Origin of the sequence: Pseudomonas sp. CAN1 (assembly GCF_030462585.1) — a bacterium.
GTDB lineage: Bacteria > Pseudomonadota > Gammaproteobacteria > Pseudomonadales > Pseudomonadaceae > Pseudomonas.
Genome location: NZ_JASMRU010000007.1, coordinates 216,327 through 234,057, shown reverse-complemented (window position 1 = coordinate 234,057; position 17,731 = coordinate 216,327). Strand labels below are relative to the sequence as shown.

Here is a 17,731-nt window from a genome sequence, read left to right as displayed (position 1 = left end):
TCAGCGGCGCTCTACGCCCGGGAGGATGCAGAGCATTTCGTACAGCAGGTTGGCGCCGAGCAACGAGGTGTTGCCGGTGGTGTCGTAGGGCGGGGAGACCTCGACCAGGTCGCAGCCGATGATGTCCAGGCCCTGGCAGCCACGGACGATCTCAATCGCCTGGATGGTGGTCAGGCCGCCGATTTCCGGGGTGCCGGTACCGGGCGCCCAGGCCGGGTCGATGCCGTCGATGTCGAAGGACAGGTAGACCGGGCCGCCGCCGACTTTCTCACGCACTTCGGCCATCAGCGGTTCCAGCGACTTGTGCCAGCACTCTTCGGCCTGCACCACGCGGAAGCCCTGCTTGCGGCTCCAGTTGAAGTCTTCGGCGGTGTAGCCCTGCGCACGCAGGCCGATCTGCACCACGCGGTCGCAGTCCAGCAGGCCTTCTTCCACCGCGCGGCGGAAGGTGGTGCCGTGGGCGATCTTCTCGCCGAACATGTGGTCGTTCACATCGGCGTGGGCGTCGATATGCACCAGGCCGACCTTGCCGTGCTTCTTGTGGATGGCACGCAGGATCGGCAGGGTGATGGTGTGGTCGCCGCCCAGGGTCAGCGGGAGGATGCCGTGGTCGAGGATCTTGTCGTAAGCCTCCTCGATGATGCGCACCGCTTCCATCAGGTTGAAGGTGTTGATCGCCACGTCACCGATGTCGGCGATGTTCAGCGAGTCGAACGGCGCAGCGCCGGTGGCCATGTTGTACGGACGGATCATCACCGACTCGGCGCGGATTTCGCGCGGCCCGAAACGAGTGCCGGAGCGCAGGGAGGTGCCGATGTCCAGCGGTACGCCGACGAAGGCGGCGTCGAGCTCGTTGAGCTCTTCGGTGGACTGGATATGCGGCAGGCGCATCATGGTGGCGATGCCGCCGAAACGCGGCATTTCGTTACCGCCCAGGGGCTGGTGAAGTTTCTTGTCCATGGGGAGGGCCTCAGGCTGATCGCTGTCTTCGTGGAAACAGGCTTGTTGAATACTGAGACCGGATTCTCATCAGACCGGGTAGTGGAAAAAATCGCTGGCTACAAATAATCACTTCAGAGTTTTCTAAACTAATGGCGGTCGCTAGACTGCGCCACCTTGCCGCAGCAGACGCCCCGCCGGGCTTGTGGCCTGTGGTTCCTGAATAGATAGCTGGCTTGCTATCATCCCTTTTTCAGGTACAGAAAGTACTGAACTAGAGCGGCCCGGCCGCGGTTTTGCGGAGTCTTCATGAGCGCGAGCGCACTGCCCGACGTCAAACTGCTGCGGATTTTCGCCTGCGTGGTGCGCAGCCAGGGCTTCGCCGCCGCCCAGCAGGAGCTCAACCTGTCGACCTCGGCGATCAGCACTTACATGAGCCAGCTGGAGAACCAGCTGGGCATCGTGCTCTGCCACCGCGGCCGTGGCGGTTTCGGCCTGACCAGCAAAGGCGAGCTGTTCCACCAGGAAACCCTGCGCATCCTCGGCGAACTGGAAGGCTTCGAGCGCTATGCGGCGACCCTCAAGGGTGAGCTGCGCGGCACCCTCAACCTCGGCGTGCTGGACTCCACCGTGAGCGACCCGGCGCTGCCGCTGGCCGACGTCATCGGTTCCTTCAGCAGCCTGCACCCGGCGGTGCACCTGCATCTGCAGGTGCAGAGCCCCTACGAGCTGCAACTGGCGGTGCTGGATAACCGCCTGGACCTGGCCATCGGTTCCTTCTTCAGCCGGATGAACGGCCTGGTCTACCAGCCCCTCTATAGAGAGCAGCACTGGCTGTACTGCAGCGACCGCCACCCGCTATTCGACGGCCGGCGCATTCCCGCCGAGCTGATCACCCAGCAGCGCATGGTCGGCCGTGGCTACTGGAGCCAGGCGGAGCTGGCGCGGCACGGCTTCAAGCACAGCGCTGGCACCGTCGAGAGTATGGAGGCGCAGCTGATCCTGATCCTCTCTGGCGGCTACATCGGCTACCTGCCCGAGCACTACGCGCACCCCTGGGTAGAGCAGGGCCGCCTGCGCGCACTGCTGCCGGCGACCTTCGGATACCAGGCGCCATTCTCGCTGATCCTGCGTCGTGGCCGCTCCCGTGAGCCGCTGATCCAGAACTTCCGCGACCTGCTGCGCACCCAGCCGGGCGAGTCATGAGCCGCGCCCGCTGCCCGCGCTGCGAGCGCCCGCTGAACCACTGCCTGTGTGCGCTGATTCCACGCCTGGACAACCGCACCCGCGTGCTTCTGCTGCAGCACCCGAGCGAGGTCGGGCATGCGCTGAACACCGCGCGCCTGGCGGCGCTTGGCCTGGCCAATGCAGAGCTGTTGGTGGGCGAGGATTTCAGCGAGCTGGAGCTGGCCGCCTGGGACGCCTGGCTGCTATTCCCCGGCGAGTCCGCCGTGGCGCTGGCCGAGCTGGCTGCGCAGCCTGTGGATAGACCGCGCCTGCTGGTGGTGCCCGACGGCACCTGGCGCAAGGCACGCAAGCTGCTGCACCTCAACCCGAACCTCGCGGCGCTGCCGCGGGTCGTTCTCCCTGAAGGTCTGACCTCGCGCTACCGCCTGCGCAAGGCGCCGGCCGAGGGTGCTTTATCGACCATCGAAGCGGTCGTCTGTGCGCTCGATGCACTGGATGCACCGCAATCCCACGCCGACCTGCTGCGCCCGTTCGATGCGCTGATCGAAGGACAGATCGCCGCGATGGGCGAGGAGACCTTCCAGCGCAATCACGGGCCGCGTAGCTGACCCGCCAACACGGCGCCGTTGCGCACCCGACGTTCCGGTGACGCACTTGTAGGATGGGTGGAGCGCAGCGATACCCATGCTGTCCGCGTCCGGAATCGATGGGTATCGCTGCGCTCCACGCCATCCTACGTCGTGTTTGTCCTGTGGATATCTGCGGTCGGCCGAAGCCACGATTTCCATGCGGAATGGTTTTTCGTAGGAGCGAGCTTGCTCGCGAACATATTCTCCGGCGGCGTTGGCGCCGGGCGGTTCGCGAGCAAGCTCGCTCCTACAGGGTTTGCCGTCGCGCTCGGCAGTCGGCCGTGCTTGAAATATCGAACGCGTGGTGCGTATTTTGTACGCGCTCGCGCATCCGCGCGGCGTCCTGTCGCAAGGACAAGAAGAACAAGGATAAGAAGTCATGAGTAGCGATCTAGGTAGCCCGCTCGCCGAACGCCTGGCTGGAGTGGAAGAGATCGAGTGCGTCACCCCCGACCTCAACGGGGTGCCGCGTGGCAAGGTGATGACTGGCGAGGGCTTCCTCACCGGGCGCCGGCTGCAACTGGCGCGCGGCGTCCTCCTGCAATGCATCATGGGCGGCTACCCGGCCGCGAAGTTCTACGGCAGCGACGACGGCGACCTCGCCCTGATCGCCGAGCCGACCCAGATCCACCGCCTGCCCTGGAGCGACGAACCACGCGCCTTCGCCATCTGCGACGCGGTGGAGCTGGACGGCAAGCCCTCCGGCCTGTCCACCCGCGGCCTGCTCAAGCAGGTGGTCGCACGCTACGCCGAACGCGGCTGGAGCCCGGTGGTGGCGACCGAGCTGGAGTTCTTCGTGTTCGCGCCCAACCCCGACGCCAACGAAGCCTTCCAGGCCCCGGTCGGCCTCGACGGTCGCCGCGAGATCGGCCACTCGGCCTTCAGCGTGTCCTCCAACAACGGCCTGCGGCCGTTCTTCCAGGACGTCTACCGCTGTATGGAAGCGGTCGGCCTGGAGCGCGACACCTTCATGCACGAGATGGGCACCACCCAGTTCGAGATCAACTTCCTGCATGGCGACCCGGTGCTGCTGGCCGACCAGACCTTCCTGTTCAAGCACCTGCTCAAGGAAGTGGCGCTCAAGCACGGGCTGATCGTGGTGTGCATGGCCAAGCCGCTGGCGCAGACGCCGGGCAGCTCGATGCACATCCACCAGAGCATCGTCGATGGCGAAGGCCGCAACATCTTCAGCGACGCCCAGGGCGAGGCTACGCCGGCATTCCGTCACTTCATCGGCGGCCTGCAGGCCTGCCTGTCGGACTTCACCCTGCTGTTCGCGCCGAACGTGAACTCCTTCCAGCGCCTGTGCCATCCCTACGCCTCGCCGAACAACGCCTGTTGGTCCCACGACAACCGCGCCGCCGGCCTGCGCATCCCGGCCAGCGCGCCGGTGGCTCGTCGCGTGGAGAACCGCCTGCCGGGCGCCGACGCCAACCCCTACCTGGCCATCGCCGCCAGCCTGGCGGCAGGCCTGCACGGCATCGAGCGTGAGCTGGAACCCACCGCACACATCCAGGGTGAGTTCGAAGTACCGCCGGAACTGCTGCTGCCCTGCACCATGTACGACGCGCTGCAGCGCCTGCAGCGCAGCGAGCTGGCCCGCGAGGTATTCGGCAACGAGTTCATCGACGGCTACTGCGCGACCAAGTCAATGGAGCTGACCAGCTTCTTCGACGAGATCACCCCGTGGGAGCGCCGCGTCCTGGCCGCCCAGGCCTGATTCGCGGGCGTGCTGACACAGTTGCGCGGAAACCCGTCGCAGCTGTGATCGGCAGCCATCTCCTGGCGATCTTCAAGCCATCCTCGTTCATTGGGTCGACATCCTTCGAAACGCCGCGCATGACTGCGCGCGACACCGGCTATTCCGGGCCCGGCAGCCCTCTCGACGCGCCGATTGGCAGCCTCTAATGTGTCAGCGCAAGTCCCGCTTTCCGCTGCCCGGACGTTGTGCCGGGGTTGTCTGGACCAGGAGGTCCAATGCTTCGGATCGTCACCGCGTTTCGTGCTCTGTACTTCGCCGCCGTCATGCTCCTCACCGGTTCCGGTCTGCTCAGTACCTACCTCGCCCTGCGCCTGGGCGCGGAAAAGGTCGATGGCCTGTGGATCGGCGCCATGATGGCGGCCTACTACCTCGGCCTGGTGCTGGGCGGCAAGATCGGCCACCGGCTGATCGCCCGCGTCGGCCATATCCGCGCCTACGTTGCCTGTGGCGGGTTGGTGACCGCCGCTGTGCTGGGCATCGGCCTGCTGCCCTGGCTGGGCTTCTGGCTGGTGCTACGGGTGGCCATCGGCCTGGGGATGATGTGCCAGTACATGGTCATCGAAAGCTGGCTCAACGAGCAGGCCGAGGCGCGCCAGCGCGGGGCGGTGTTTGCCGGCTACATGGTGGCCTCGTATCTGGGGCTGGTGCTCGGCCAACTGGTGCTGGTGGTGCATCCGGGGCTGGGCCCGGAACTGCCGATGCTGATCGCGCTGTGCTTCGCCCTGTCGCTGATCCCGGTGGCGATCACCCACAAGGTTCACCCCGCGCCGCTACGCCCGGCGCCGCTGGAGCCGCGCTTCTTCATCCAGCGCGTGCCGCAGTCGCTGACTACTGTGCTGGTGTCCGGGCTGGTAGTCGGTTCGTTCTACGGCCTGGCGCCGCTGTATGCAGTGCGCCAGGGCTTGAGTACCGAGGAAATCGGTCTGTTCATGGGTGGCTGCATCTTTGCCGGGCTGCTGGTGCAGTGGCCGCTGGGCTGGCTGTCGGACCGCATCGACCGCGCGGTGCTGATCCGCAACGCGGCCATCCTGTTGCTGATCGTGGCCTTGCCGCTGGCGGCGCTGCCGTTGCTGCCGGTGCCGCCAATCTCCCTGGCGTGGCTGCTGCCGATGGGCTTCATCGTCTGCCTGGTGCAGTTCACCCTGTACCCGCTGGCAGTGGCCTTCTCCAACGACCACGTCGAGGGTGAGCGCCGCGTGTCGCTGACCGCGATGCTGCTGGTGACCTTCGGCGTCGGCGCCTGTATCGGCCCGCTGGCCGCTGGCGCGCTGATGAAGCTGTTCGGCGCCAACATGCTCTACGCCTTCGTCTGCGCCTGCTCGTTGATTCTCATCTGGCGCGTGCAGCCGGAGAAGGTCAGCGGTGTGCACCGGGTCGACGAGGCGCCAGTCAAGCACGTGGCAACGCCGGACAGCCTGGCGTCTTCGCCGCTGTCCGCCGCGCTCGACCCGCGCGTCGATGAAGCTGCCGTGGAAGAGCAGATGAAGGGCAATGACGCCAGCGCGCCGGTACCCGAGGCGGAAACCGCAGCCGAAACCGAGGAAGAGGAAAGCCGGCCTGCCTGAGGCCGCTGAGGCGGAGTCTGGGGAGAGCGGGGCGGCAAGGACTTGCCGCCCCTGAGGAGGCTCTAGAAGAGCTCGTCCTTGTCGAAGCGCCGGGCTTCGCGTTGCAGCTGGTAGACGAAGCGCTCGACGTTGCGCTGCACCAGCCCGCTCATCTGATGGAAACGTACGCCGGCAAAGCTGTAGCCGACCTTTTCCTCGAAGCTCACGTGGCGCAGTTCGACTTCCACGGTGATCGCGCCAAACGGCAGGCGCGCGGTGAGCTGTTCGTAGATCTGGCCCGGTTGCAGACGGTCGGCGACGTTGCCTTCCAGGCGTACCTTGCAGCCGGTGGCGGAGATGTCGATGAGGTTGCCCTTGAGCGGGTTCTTCAGCTTGCTGCCGGAGATTTCCACTGGCACCGGCTGGCCCTGGCCGACCGGCGCGCGGAAGGCGTTGCGGCGCTGGTGGTAGAGCATCTCGGCGGGTATCGGCAGCCAATAGCAGCGGGCGCCATCGATCTCAGAGAAGAACGCGCTCTGCTTGCATTCCCAGGCGATGCGCACGCCTTCGTGGAAGCCTTCGATGCGGAAGTCCTCGCCGGCCTGGAGGAAGCGTTCGCCGTCGTTGGGGATGAGTTCGTCGAGGGCGACGATGTTGCGCTCGCGATTGACCTCGACGACGAAGCTCTGGAAGCGCTGGCTGCGGCCTTCGAAGGTGATCAGCAGGGGATCGTGGCTATCCATCAGCGTGCGCAGGCTGGCATGGATCTCCACCGGAGCCTTCAGGGTCTTCGGTGGTTGAGGGCCGTTTTCCTCGACGAACAGATTGGACACGGTCCGCGGATCTCCATTGTGTTTGTTATGAGTGGGGCACGGGGCAAGGCCGATACTGGCATTTTGCCCAAAGGCGGGCCGTCAGGCTAGCGCTCCGACGAGCGATCAGGCCTGGCTGAGCGGACGCTGGCGGGTGCCCTGGGTCGAGCCGCCGTAGCGGTCGTAGAGTCGCGGGGTGTCCTGGCCACGGAGGATGTCGAGCGTACGCTCGGTACTGGCCTGGCCGGAGCGGATGATGCGGCCGTTGCGCTGGTTGGCATCCTGGCAGCGGGCGAGCAGGGCGGTGAGCGCTTCGGCGCGCGCCGACAGCTCGGCGTTGCCGGTGGCCTGGGCGATCTGCGCGAGGCCCGCGCGATCGGCGGAAAGGCCGGCCTGCTGCAGTGCCTGGGTACGGATGCGGCCGTTCTGCTCCAGCTGTTGCAACAGCGGCAGCTTGCTGTCGAGCAGCTTCTGCAGCGCGTCCAGGTCGCGCGATTGCAGCGCCTGGTACTCGTCATCGATCAGCTGCAGCAGGGTGCTGGCAGCTTCGATGTCGCCGTTGATCAGGTTGAGCAGGGCATCGGACATCTTGGGCTCGGCGTTCTAGCGGTTGACCAGCGCGAGGCGAACTCAGCGCTGGGATTCGAAATCGAGCAGCTTGCTGGCGACTTTCTGGCTGTCGACCTGGTAGCTGCCGTCAGCGATGGCCGCCTTGATGCGAGCCACTTTGTCGTTGTCGACCACGGGTTGGTCCTTCAGTTGATCGCTTACTTTCTGCAACTGTTGTGCGGTGTCGCTGAGCTGCACCGATTCGCCGCTCTTGGCCGGGGCGCTGGCGGAGGACTTCTCGGTGGTTGCTTCGCTGCGACCGCTCTGGACGGTACCGCTACGGCCAGTGCTGGCTGTCGTAGAGGCCGGGTTCAGCCGGTTGAAGTCGATGACCATGGTGGAAACCTCTGGAGGTATTGGACGCTTGCCAAGCTTTTCGGCCGTCCTGCAGGAAACTTTAGGCCGAATTTTCGTGCGCCCGTACACATTTTGACGAGGGCTGCGCCCATCATGCCAGAAATGCCGGCCGACCGAGAGCTAGAGGCTCACCTCCACCGTTCCCGGCTCGACCACCCGAGCCTTGACTATGCGCTGCGAGCGCAGGTTGCGCACGCGGATCTGCTCGCCGGGCACGCCATCGGAGAGCGCCTCGCCGGGCATGAAGACATTGATCGCGCTGGTCTTGGCGCGGATCACCACCTGGTCGCCCTTGCGCACGGCGGCCGCCTGCTCCAGGAAGACCGGCGCCAGCACCTGGTCGTTGACGGTGGAGCGCTTGAGCTTCATGCCGACAACCTGCTGCGGGTCGGTCAGGAAACCCTGGGTCAGCGGGCCGATGTCGCGTTCGACGACGCTGACGTCGCCGGGCTCCAGGACATGGCTGCGCTGCAGCGGCAGGGTGGTGACGACCACCTGGCGGAACAGCTTCACCGTCGCCGGGATGTACACCGTCCACGGCGAACTGCCGTCGCAGCGCACCTGCACGGTCACCCGACCAACGGGCGTCGCGGTGTTTTCCAGGTTCTGCGTCAGGTCCTTGTCGCACGCCGCCAGGCGCAGTCGGGGGTCGATGCGTGCGACTTCTATCTCGTAGCGCGCGTCTATGCCCGAAGTCTGCAGATAATCTTCCACCTTGAACTCAAGAAAGCCCTGGGTGGAGCCGATAAGGATTTCAGGCGCGGTGAAGTCGTCGGCCCTTGCGGGGCCGAGGTTCAGCGCACCGGTGATGCCGAACAGCGCCGCCAGCAGGGCGGGGGCTTTTCGGAATCGTCGGAAAAATGTCGTTGGCTGCTTCATGCAACGGGTTAAGCAATGGTCGTGCCGCCTCCATGAGAACAGGCGGCGTTGCGTGCACAGGAGGCTCAATGGCCGGAGTCATGGATTCGGTCAACCAGCGTACGCAGCTGGTTGGCCAGAATCGTCTCGAATTGCTGCTGTTCCGCTTGAACGGCAGCCAGCTGTACGGGATCAACGTGTTCAAGGTGAAGGAGGTGCTGCAATGCCCCCGCCTGACCGTGATGCCCAAGTCCAGCCAGGTAGTACGCGGGGTGGCGAACATCCGCGGCGGCACCATCCCGATCCTCGATCTGGCGCTGGCCACGGGGCGTCATGCCCTGCGCGACATCGCCAACAGTTTCGTGATCATCACCGAGTACAACACCAAGGTGCAGGGCTTCCTGGTGCACTCGGTGGAGCGCATCGTCAACATGAACTGGGAGTCGATCCATCCGCCACCCAAGGGCACCGGCCGCGACCACTACCTGACGGCAGTGACGCGGGTCGATAACCAGCTGGTGGAAATCATCGACGTGGAGAAGATCCTCGCCGAAGTGGCGCCGACCTCGGAGGACATCTCCGAAGGCGTCCTGGATGCCGACACTCAGGCCCGCGCGGTCAGCAAGCGCGTGCTGGTGGTGGACGATTCCTCGGTGGCGCGCAAGCAGCTGGTGCGCTGCCTGGAAACCGTCGGCGTCGAGGTCCTGGCGCTCAACGACGGTCGCCAGGCGCTGGATTACCTGCACCAGATGGTGGAGGCGGGCGGTCATCCGGGGCGCGATCTGCTGATGGTGATCTCGGATATCGAGATGCCGGAAATGGATGGCTACACGCTCACGGCGGAAATCCGTCACGACCCGCGCATGCAGGATCTGCACATTCTCCTGCATACTTCGCTGTCCGGGGTGTTCAACCAGGCGATGGTGAAGAAGGTCGGCGCTGACGACTTCCTCGCCAAGTTCCGTCCCGACGACCTGGCCGCGCGGGTTTCCGAGCGGATCAAGGCGGTGGACGGCGCGCTGGCCTGACGAGCCACCGGCAATAAAGGGCGGCGCCGGTGCCGCCCATCGCCATGGCTTTGCGCTATGGTTTTTCTGGACACCGGTCAGGCAGTTGCCGTCCGCGGGCGGCAACCGGCCACGAGCAAAGAGGCGTATCTGTGACATCCACCAATTCTGAATTCGAGCTGTTCCGGGATTTCCTGGAGAAGACCTGCGGCATCCTGCTGGGCGCCAACAAGCAGTATCTGGTCGCCAGTCGCTTGAACAAGTTGATGGAGCAGCAGGGCATCAAGTCCCTGGGCGAGCTGGTCCAGAAGATCCAGATGCGCAGCCAGCTGCGCGAGCAGGTGGTCGACGCGATGACCACCAACGAGACCCTCTGGTTTCGCGATACCTATCCCTTCGAGGTGCTGAAGAGCCGCGTGCTGCCGGAGATGATCAAGGCATCGCCGGGCCAGCGCCTGCGCATCTGGTCGGCGGCGTGCTCGTCGGGGCAGGAGCCTTACTCGCTGTCGATGTCGATCGACGAATTCGAGCGTACCAACCTCGGCCAGCTGAAGGCCGGTGTGCAGATCGTCGCCACCGATCTTTCCGGTTCGATGCTCACCGCCTGCAAGGCCGGCGAGTACGACAGCCTGGCCATCGGCCGCGGTCTGTCCCAGGAACGCCTGGCGCGCTACTTCGACCAGAAGACGCCGGGCCGCTGGACGGTGAAACCGCCGATCAAGAGCCGCGTGGAGTTCCGCGCGCTGAACCTGCTGGACAGCTACGCCACCCTCGGCAAGTTCGACATGGTGTTCTGCCGCAACGTGCTGATCTACTTCTCCGCCGAGGTGAAGCGCGACATCCTCCTGCGCATCCATGCCACGCTCAAGCCGGGCGGCTACCTGTTCCTCGGCGCCTCCGAGGCGCTCAACGCGTTGCCGGATCACTACCAGATGGTCCAGTGCAGCCCGGGGATCATCTACAAGGCCAAGTAATTGGCTGATGCCCCGCCGGTTCGGGCGGGGTTCTTGCAGTTGTATTCGAGGTGTATTCAGCCAATCGCGGACGATGTCCGCGATTGGCGTTTCTGCGCCTGGCGAATTCACCGCGGGGCGTGGGCGTGGCATGCGTTTGCCGGGGAACGGCAGGGGGCGGTTCGCGAGCAAGCTCGCTCCTACAGCCCAGGCAAAATCCGCAGCGCTTTTCGTAGGAGCGAGCTTGCTCGCGAACAATTCGCAGGGCGGCAAAAGAGGCGGCAAAGCGCAGCGGCAGGCTTGCCGCCTTGCCTCGGGCGGCAAGGAAAGGGGTTGCCGCTTTGCCGCTGTTTGCCGCCCCTTGCCGCTCCCTGCATCCCTTCAAGCCCTTGATCCACAAGGAAATGCAAATCTGGCACGCACCTTGCTGAAGTGTTGGCAAGCCCACACCGGCAAACAGGTTCGTGACCATGAGCATCAGCTTCGACAAAGCCCTCGGCATCCACCAGCAAGCACTGAGCTTCCGCTCCCAGCGCGCTGAGGTGCTGGCCAGCAACCTGGCCAACGCCGACACGCCGAACTACAAGGCGCGTGACCTGGACTTCGCTTCGGTGCTGGCTGCCCAGTCGGACAAGGTGAAGAACGGCACCTTCAGCACCACCCTGACCAACGCGCATCACATTGCCGCGGACGGCGTCAGCTTCGGTGACGAGTCGCTGAAGTACCGCATCCCGAACCAGCCCTCGGTCGACCAGAACACCGTCGACGAGCAGATCGAGCAGGCCAACTACGCCGAGAACTCGGTGAAATTCCAGGCCTCCTTTACCTTCCTCAACAGCAAGTTCAAAGGGCTGATGAACGCCCTGCGCGGGGAGTAATCGCCATGTCGCTTTCCAGTGTCTTCAACATCGCCGGCACCGGCATGAGTGCCCAGACCACCCGTCTGAACACCACCGCGTCGAACATCGCCAACGCCGAGAGCGTCTCCTCGAGCATCGACCAGACCTACCGCGCCCGTCACCCGGTGTTCGCCACCATGCTCGACCAGGCCCAGGGCGGCAGCCAGGGTTCGCTGTTCGGCGAGACCGACCAGGCTGGCTCCGGCGTGCAGGTGCTCGGCGTGGTCGAGGACCAGAGCCCGCTGGTGCCGCGCTACGAGCCGAACCACCCGGCCGCTGACAAGGACGGCTACGTCTACTACCCCAACGTCAACGTGGTGGAGGAGATGGCCGACATGATCTCCGCCAGCCGCTCCTTCCAGAGCAACGCGGAAATGATGAACACCGCCAAGCAGATGATGCAGAAGGTCCTGACCCTGGGTCAGTAAGAGCAGAGGACGCCCCATGAGCATCAATACCGATAACAGCACCTCCAGCTCGGTCCTCTCGTCCCTCAACTCGGGACAGAAGAGCTCTTCGAGCACCGATACCGGCACCAGCGCGCTGGGCAAGGATTCGTTCCTGCAGCTGCTGGTCACCCAGCTGAACAACCAGAACCCGCTGGATCCGCAGGACAACACCCAGTTCGTCTCGCAGCTGGCGCAGTTCAGCAGCCTGGAAAGCATGCAGAACCTGGACACCACCCTGGGCACCTTCTATTCGTCGTTCCAGTCCTCGCAGGCCCTGCAGGCCTCGTCGCTGGTCGGCCGCTCGGTGATCGTCAACTCCAGCAAGGTGCAGGTCGACGACCCCACCGCCGGGGTCAAGGGTTCGCTGGTGATGCCGTCCAAGGGCGACGGCGTGACCCTGAAGATCTACGACGACTCGGGCGACCTGGTACGCACCGTCGACATGGGTACCCAGAAGGCCGGCAACATCGATTTCACCTGGGATGGGAAGGACGATAGCGGCGAGCTGGTGGAAGCCGGCACCTACACCGTCAAGGCCAGCGCCACCCTGGATGGCACCAGTACCGCGCTGACCACCTACCTGCCGGCCACGGTCAACAGCGTCACGCTGGGCCAGAACGGCGGGGAAATGTCCCTGAACCTGGCTGGCATCGGCGCCGTTTCCGCCTCCAGCATTCAGACCATCGGAAAATAACGCCGCGTTTCGGCACAGGAGCAACACATGTCTTTCAATACCGCCCTGAGTGGACTCAACGCCGCGTCGATGGACCTGAACGTCACCGGCAACAACATCGCCAACGTCGGCACCACCGGCTTCAAGTCGTCGCGCACCGAGTTCGCCGACCTCTATGCCTCCTCGATGCTCGGCAGCGGCCGCATCGCCGTGGGTAACGGCGTGGTCACCCAGGCCGTCTCGCAGCAGTTCACCCAGGGCAACCTGACCACCACCGGGCGCAGCCTGGACCTGGCGGTGAGCGGCAACGGCTTCTTCATGACCAGCGACAACGGCAGCCGCGTCTACACCCGCAACGGCACCTTCAATACCGACGCCAACGGCTTCATCGTCGACGGCTCGGGCAATCGCCTGCAGGGTTATGGCGTCAACGCCAACGGCGCCATCGTCAACGGCGTGATCAGCGACCTCAAGGTCGACACCGCCAACCAGCCGCCGAGCCCGACCTCGTCGATCACCTCGACCCTGAGCCTGAACTCCAACGCCACCACGCCCAAGACCACACCGTTCGATGCCACCGATTCGGACAGCTACAACTGGTCGACTTCCGTGGATATCTACGACTCCCAGGGCAACTCGCACACCATGACGAACTACTTCGTCAAGGACAGCAGCAACAACTGGAGCATGTACACCCTGGTGGACGGGCGTAACCCGCAGACCCCGACCAGCACCACGCCGCTGAGCAGCGACATCACCTTCAACAGCGCCGGCCAGCTGACGGGCATCACCTCCACCGGCATGACCGTCAACGCCGACAAGACCATGACCCTGACCGGCTGGACTCCGGCCGCCGTCACCGACTCCACCACCAGCCCGGTGACCTGGGGTGCCAACGGCGCGGCGGGCGCCACTGGCGGCATCAGCATCGACCTGACCAAGACCACCCAGACCAACGGCGCCTTCGCCGTCACCGCGGTGACCCAGGATGGCTACGCCACCGGCCAGATGTCCGGCCTGTCGTTCGCCCAGGATGGCCAGATGTACGCCACCTACACCAACGGCCAGTCCAAGGTGATCGGCCAGGTGGTGCTGGCCAACTTCGCCAATACCCAGGGTCTGACCCCGGTGGGCAACACCGGCTGGAAGCAGTCGCTGGCCTCGGGCGAGGCGGTGATCGGCACGCCGACTTCCGGCACCCTGGGCTCGGTGGGTTCGGGCACGCTGGAGGAATCCAACGTCGACCTCACCGCGCAGCTGGTGAACCTGATCGTGGCGCAGCGCAACTACCAGGCGAACGCCAAGACCGTACAGACCGAAAGCACCATCTCCGACACCATCATCAACCTGCGTTGATGACGGCCAGTCACCGGCACTCTCCACCGGCAAATCCCCTTGCCGCAGGCGGCAGTTAGTCGCCGCCTGCCGGCCATCGAGGCTCCTTCGGGAGCCTTTCTTTTTTGATATTCCCAGTAATATCAATATCTTGAAGTAGTTTTTCGCAATCTGGCACAGCCCTTGCTGAGTACCCTCCAGCACCGCCGGGAATCCGACCCGGCACTGGAGGATTGCCTTGGACAGAATGCTGTATGTCGCCATGAGCGGCGCGAGCCAGAACACGAAGGCCATGCAGGCTCACGCCAACAACCTGGCGAACATTTCCACCACCGGTTTCCGTCGCGACCTCGAACAGGCGCGGGCGATGCCGGTGTTTGGTGACAGCTTTCCGGCGCGCGTCTTCGCCATGAGCGAACGCCCGGCCACCGACTTCAGCGCCGGCGCCCTGCAGGAAACCGGCCGTGACCTCGACGTTGCCGCCAAGGGCGACGCCTGGATCGCCGTGCAGGCCCCCGATGGCGGCGAAGCCTACGTGCGCACCGGCAGCCTGGAAATCGACGCCCTCGGCCAGCTGCGCACCGGCGACGGCATGCCGGTACTGGGCAATGGCGGGCCGATTGCCGTGCCGCCGGAAGAGAAGATCGAGATCGGCGAGGACGGCACCATCACCATCCGCGGTCAGGGCAACCAGCCCAACGCGCTGGCCACCGTCGACCGCATCAAGCTGGTCACCCCCGATGCCAAGCAGCTGGAGAAAGGCGCCGATGGCCTGATCCGCATGAAGTCCGGTGCGCCTGCGCCGCAGGTCGACGCCAACGCCAGCGTGCAGTCCGGGGTGCTGGAAGCCAGCAACGTGAATGCCGTCGACGAGATGACCTCGATCCTGGCGCTGTCTCGCCAGTTCGAGCTGCACGTGAAGATGATGAAGACCGCCGAGGATGATTCCCAGGCGATGGCGCGTGTTTTGCAATTCAGCTGATTGAATTCTGATTAACCGTTCGAGGCGCCACGAAACCGGCGCCCGAGGAGAACGACATGCTTCCGGCACTTTGGGTCAGCAAGACCGGTCTGTCCGCCCAGGACATGAACCTGACCACCATCTCGAACAACCTGGCGAACGTGTCCACCACGGGCTTCAAGCGCGACCGCGCGGAGTTCCAGGACCTGCTCTACCAGATCAAGCGTCAGCCCGGCGCCAACTCGACCCAGGACACCCAGCTGCCCTCGGGCCTGCAGCTGGGCACCGGTGTGCGCATCGTCGGCACCCAGAAGAACTTCACCGCCGGCAGCCTGCAGACCACCGACAATCCGCTGGACATGGCGGTCAACGGTCGTGGCTTCTTCCAGGTGCTGACCCCGGACGGCACCGTCGCCTACAGCCGTGACGGCAGCTTCCACCTGAATTCCGATGGCCAGATCGTCACCTCCAACGGCAACACCCTGGAGCCGGCCATCATCGTGCCGCCGGAAACCCAGACCTTCACCGTCGGCAACGACGGCACCGTCTCGGTCACCGTAGCCGGCAACGCCACGCCGCAGATCATCGGCAACATCCAGACCGCCGACTTCATCAACCCGGCCGGCCTGCAGGCCACCGGCAACAACCTGTTCCTGGAAACCGCCGCCAGCGGCGCGCCCCAGGTCGGCACGCCGGGCCTGAACGGCCTGGGCACCGTGCTGCAGAACACCCTGGAGAACTCCAACGTCAGCGTGGTGGAAGAGATGGTGAACATGATCACCACCCAGCGCGCCTACGAGATGAACTCCAAGGTGATCTCCACCGCCGACCAGATGCTCTCCTTCGTTACCCAGAACCTGTAAGTCCTGATCCCGTAGTCGCTCTCCCCGAGAGGTAGCTGTAGATGAACCGTTCCCACCTCCTTCCGCTGCTGGCCATCGCCGCGTTGGCAGGGTGCGTGAGCCCGCCGCCCAAGCCGGACGATCCCTATTACGCTCCGGTGCTGCCGCGCACTCCCGCGCCGGCCGCCCAGAACAACGGGTCGATCTACCAGGCCGGCTTCGAGAACAACCTCTACGGCGACCGCAAGGCCTTCCGTGTGGGTGACATCATCACCATCACCCTCAACGAGAAGACCCAGGCCAGCAAGAAGGCCAGCTCGGACATCTCCAAGGACAGCAAGACCAAGATGGGCCTGACCTCGATGTTCGGCAGCGGCCTGACCACCAACAACCCGGTGGGTGGTGGCGACCTCAGCCTCTCCGCCGAATACGGCGGCTCTCGCGATGCCAAGGGCGACAGCCAGGCCGGGCAGAGCAACAGCCTGACCGGCTCGATCACCGTCACCGTGGCCGACGTCATGCCCAACGGCATCCTCGCCGTGCGCGGCGAGAAATGGATGACCCTGAACACCGGCAACGAGCTGGTGCGCATCGCCGGCCTGATCCGCGCCGACGACATCGCCACCGACAACACCGTCGCTTCCACCCGCGTGGCCGATGCGCGCATCACCTACTCGGGCACCGGTGCGTTCGCCGATGCGAGCCAGCCGGGCTGGTTCGATCGCTTCTTCCTCAGCCCGCTGTTCCCGTTCTGAGGTGATGACGATGATGGCCTCTGGAAAAACGTGGGTAGCGATCGCGGACAAAGTCCGCTCCTACGTGATGGTGGTGTTTTGTGCGTTGGCGATGATTCCGCATGCTCAGGCTGAGCGGCTCAAGGACATCGCCAGCATCCAGGGCGTGCGCAACAACCAGCTGATCGGTTACGGCCTGGTCGTCGGCCTCAACGGCACGGGCGACCAGACCACCCAGACGCCGTTCACCGTGCAGACCTTCAACAACATGCTGGCGCAGTTCGGCATCAAGGTCCCGGCGGGCTCGGGCAACGTGCAGCTGAAGAACGTCGCGGCGGTGTCCATCCATGCCGACCTGCCGCCGTTCGCCAAGCCGGGCCAGGTCATCGACATCACCGTGTCCTCCATCGGCAACTCCAAGAGCCTGCGCGGCGGCAGCCTGCTGATGACCCAGCTCAAGGGTATCGACGGCCAGACCTACGCCATCGCTCAGGGCAACCTGGTGGTCGGCGGCTTCGACGCCGAAGGCCGCGATGGTTCCAAGATTACCGTCAACGTTCCGTCGGCCGGCCGCATCCCCGGTGGCGCCACCGTCGAGCGTGCGGTGCCGAGCGGCTTCGACCAGGGCAACACCCTGACCCTGAACCTCAACCGCCCGGACTTCACCACCGCCAAGCACATCGTCGACCGCGTCAACGAACTGCTCGGCCCGGGCGTCGCCCAGGCCGTGGACGGCGGCTCGGTGCGCGTCAGCGCGCCGCTGGACCCGAGCCAGCGCGTGGACTACATGTCCGTGCTGGAAAACCTCGAAGTGCAGTCCGGCGATGCGGTGGCCAAGGTCATCATCAACTCGCGCACCGGTACCATCGTGATCGGCCAGAACGTGCGCGTGTCGCCGGCCGCCGTGACCCACGGCAGCCTGACCGTGACCATCACCGAAGACCCCATCGTCAGCCAGCCCGGCCCGTTCTCCAACGGCCAGACTGCCGTGGTGCCGCGTTCCAACGTGAGCGCCAACCAGGAAGCCAAGCCGATGTTCAAGTTCGGCCCCGGCACCACGCTGGATGAAATCGTCCGCGCCGTTAACCAGGTGGGCGCCGCGCCCAGCGACCTGATGGCGATCCTCGAAGCCCTGAAACAGGCCGGCGCGCTCCAAGCCGAACTGATCGTGATCTGAGGA

Annotated in this window: 19 protein-coding genes; 14 read left to right on the top strand and 5 right to left on the bottom strand. The window is 64.9% G+C overall.

What is annotated here, in order from left to right; genetic code table 11:
- Nucleotides 1–960: an agmatinase gene (gene speB, locus QO207_RS13060; RefSeq protein WP_301532813.1), complete on the bottom strand. Its 960-nt coding sequence runs from the start codon at nt 958–960 to the stop codon at nt 1–3.
- Between the two features lie 288 nt (nt 961–1,248).
- Here speB and QO207_RS13055 point away from each other — a divergent pair, with 288 nt between their 5' ends.
- The 4 genes from QO207_RS13055 to QO207_RS13040 all read left to right on the top strand — a co-directional run bounded on the left by QO207_RS13055 (nt 1,249) and on the right by QO207_RS13040 (nt 6,083).
- Nucleotides 1,249–2,145: a LysR family transcriptional regulator gene (locus QO207_RS13055; RefSeq protein ID WP_301532812.1), complete on the top strand. Its 897-nt coding sequence runs from the start codon at nt 1,249–1,251 to the stop codon at nt 2,143–2,145.
- Nucleotides 2,142–2,735, top strand: a complete 594-nt coding sequence (locus QO207_RS13050) for a tRNA-uridine aminocarboxypropyltransferase (RefSeq protein ID WP_301532811.1) — start codon at nt 2,142–2,144, stop codon at nt 2,733–2,735. The genes QO207_RS13055 and QO207_RS13050 overlap by 4 nt, the downstream gene beginning before the upstream one ends.
- A gap of 502 nt (nt 2,736–3,237) precedes the next feature.
- Nucleotides 3,238–4,476: a glutamine synthetase family protein gene (locus tag QO207_RS13045; protein ID WP_301532867.1), complete on the top strand. Its 1,239-nt coding sequence runs from the start codon at nt 3,238–3,240 to the stop codon at nt 4,474–4,476.
- 257 nt (nt 4,477–4,733) lie between these two features.
- A complete protein-coding gene (locus QO207_RS13040; RefSeq protein ID WP_301532810.1) occupies nt 4,734–6,083 on the top strand; it encodes an MFS transporter in 1,350 nt (449 codons plus the stop codon).
- A 62-nt stretch (nt 6,084–6,145) separates the two neighbouring features.
- Here the strand turns inward: QO207_RS13040 and QO207_RS13035 are convergent, their stop codons facing one another.
- From QO207_RS13035 to flgA, 4 genes are all read right to left on the bottom strand, one after another.
- Nucleotides 6,146–6,895 (bottom strand): flagellar brake protein, encoded by a 750-nt coding sequence (locus QO207_RS13035; RefSeq protein ID WP_301532809.1) that lies wholly within the window; start codon nt 6,893–6,895, stop codon nt 6,146–6,148.
- Nucleotides 6,896–7,000: 105 nt separating this feature from the next.
- Nucleotides 7,001–7,462, bottom strand: coding sequence for a flagella synthesis protein FlgN (locus tag QO207_RS13030; protein WP_301532808.1), 462 nt, complete (start codon nt 7,460–7,462; stop codon nt 7,001–7,003).
- A 42-nt stretch (nt 7,463–7,504) separates the two neighbouring features.
- Nucleotides 7,505–7,819: a flagellar biosynthesis anti-sigma factor FlgM gene (gene flgM, locus QO207_RS13025; RefSeq protein ID WP_301532807.1), complete on the bottom strand. Its 315-nt coding sequence runs from the start codon at nt 7,817–7,819 to the stop codon at nt 7,505–7,507.
- 141 nt (nt 7,820–7,960) lie between these two features.
- Nucleotides 7,961–8,719, bottom strand: a complete 759-nt coding sequence (gene flgA / locus QO207_RS13020) for a flagellar basal body P-ring formation chaperone FlgA (RefSeq protein WP_301532806.1) — start codon at nt 8,717–8,719, stop codon at nt 7,961–7,963.
- Nucleotides 8,720–8,787: 68 nt separating this feature from the next.
- Here flgA and QO207_RS13015 point away from each other — a divergent pair, with 68 nt between their 5' ends.
- From QO207_RS13015 to QO207_RS12970, 10 genes are all read left to right on the top strand, one after another.
- Nucleotides 8,788–9,726 carry a chemotaxis protein CheV gene (locus QO207_RS13015; RefSeq protein ID WP_301532805.1) on the top strand — a complete coding sequence of 313 codons (939 nt, stop codon included), beginning with the start codon at nt 8,788–8,790 and terminating at the stop codon, nt 9,724–9,726.
- 131 nt (nt 9,727–9,857) lie between these two features.
- Nucleotides 9,858–10,679, top strand: coding sequence for a protein-glutamate O-methyltransferase CheR (gene cheR, locus QO207_RS13010; RefSeq protein WP_184594387.1), 822 nt, complete (start codon nt 9,858–9,860; stop codon nt 10,677–10,679).
- Nucleotides 10,680–11,128: 449 nt separating this feature from the next.
- Complete coding sequence (gene flgB / locus QO207_RS13005) at nt 11,129–11,536, top strand: flagellar basal body rod protein FlgB (protein ID WP_184594390.1); 408 nt, start codon at nt 11,129–11,131, stop codon at nt 11,534–11,536.
- Nucleotides 11,537–11,541: 5 nt separating this feature from the next.
- On the top strand, nt 11,542–11,985 hold the full coding sequence (gene flgC, locus QO207_RS13000; protein WP_184594393.1) for a flagellar basal body rod protein FlgC: 444 nt from the start codon (nt 11,542–11,544) through the stop codon (nt 11,983–11,985).
- Nucleotides 11,986–12,007: 22 nt separating this feature from the next.
- Nucleotides 12,008–12,700: a flagellar hook assembly protein FlgD gene (gene flgD / locus QO207_RS12995; RefSeq protein WP_301532866.1), complete on the top strand. Its 693-nt coding sequence runs from the start codon at nt 12,008–12,010 to the stop codon at nt 12,698–12,700.
- A 27-nt stretch (nt 12,701–12,727) separates the two neighbouring features.
- On the top strand, nt 12,728–14,035 hold the full coding sequence (gene flgE / locus QO207_RS12990) for a flagellar hook protein FlgE (protein WP_301532804.1): 1,308 nt from the start codon (nt 12,728–12,730) through the stop codon (nt 14,033–14,035).
- A 217-nt stretch (nt 14,036–14,252) separates the two neighbouring features.
- A complete protein-coding gene (gene flgF, locus QO207_RS12985) occupies nt 14,253–14,996 on the top strand; it encodes a flagellar basal-body rod protein FlgF (RefSeq protein ID WP_301532803.1) in 744 nt (247 codons plus the stop codon).
- Nucleotides 14,997–15,052: 56 nt separating this feature from the next.
- Nucleotides 15,053–15,838: a flagellar basal-body rod protein FlgG gene (gene flgG / locus QO207_RS12980; RefSeq protein ID WP_301532802.1), complete on the top strand. Its 786-nt coding sequence runs from the start codon at nt 15,053–15,055 to the stop codon at nt 15,836–15,838.
- Between the two features lie 41 nt (nt 15,839–15,879).
- On the top strand, nt 15,880–16,572 hold the full coding sequence (gene flgH / locus QO207_RS12975; RefSeq protein WP_192431924.1) for a flagellar basal body L-ring protein FlgH: 693 nt from the start codon (nt 15,880–15,882) through the stop codon (nt 16,570–16,572).
- Nucleotides 16,573–16,639: 67 nt separating this feature from the next.
- A complete protein-coding gene (locus QO207_RS12970; protein ID WP_301532865.1) occupies nt 16,640–17,728 on the top strand; it encodes a flagellar basal body P-ring protein FlgI in 1,089 nt (362 codons plus the stop codon).
- Nucleotides 17,729–17,731 lie beyond the last annotated feature (3 nt).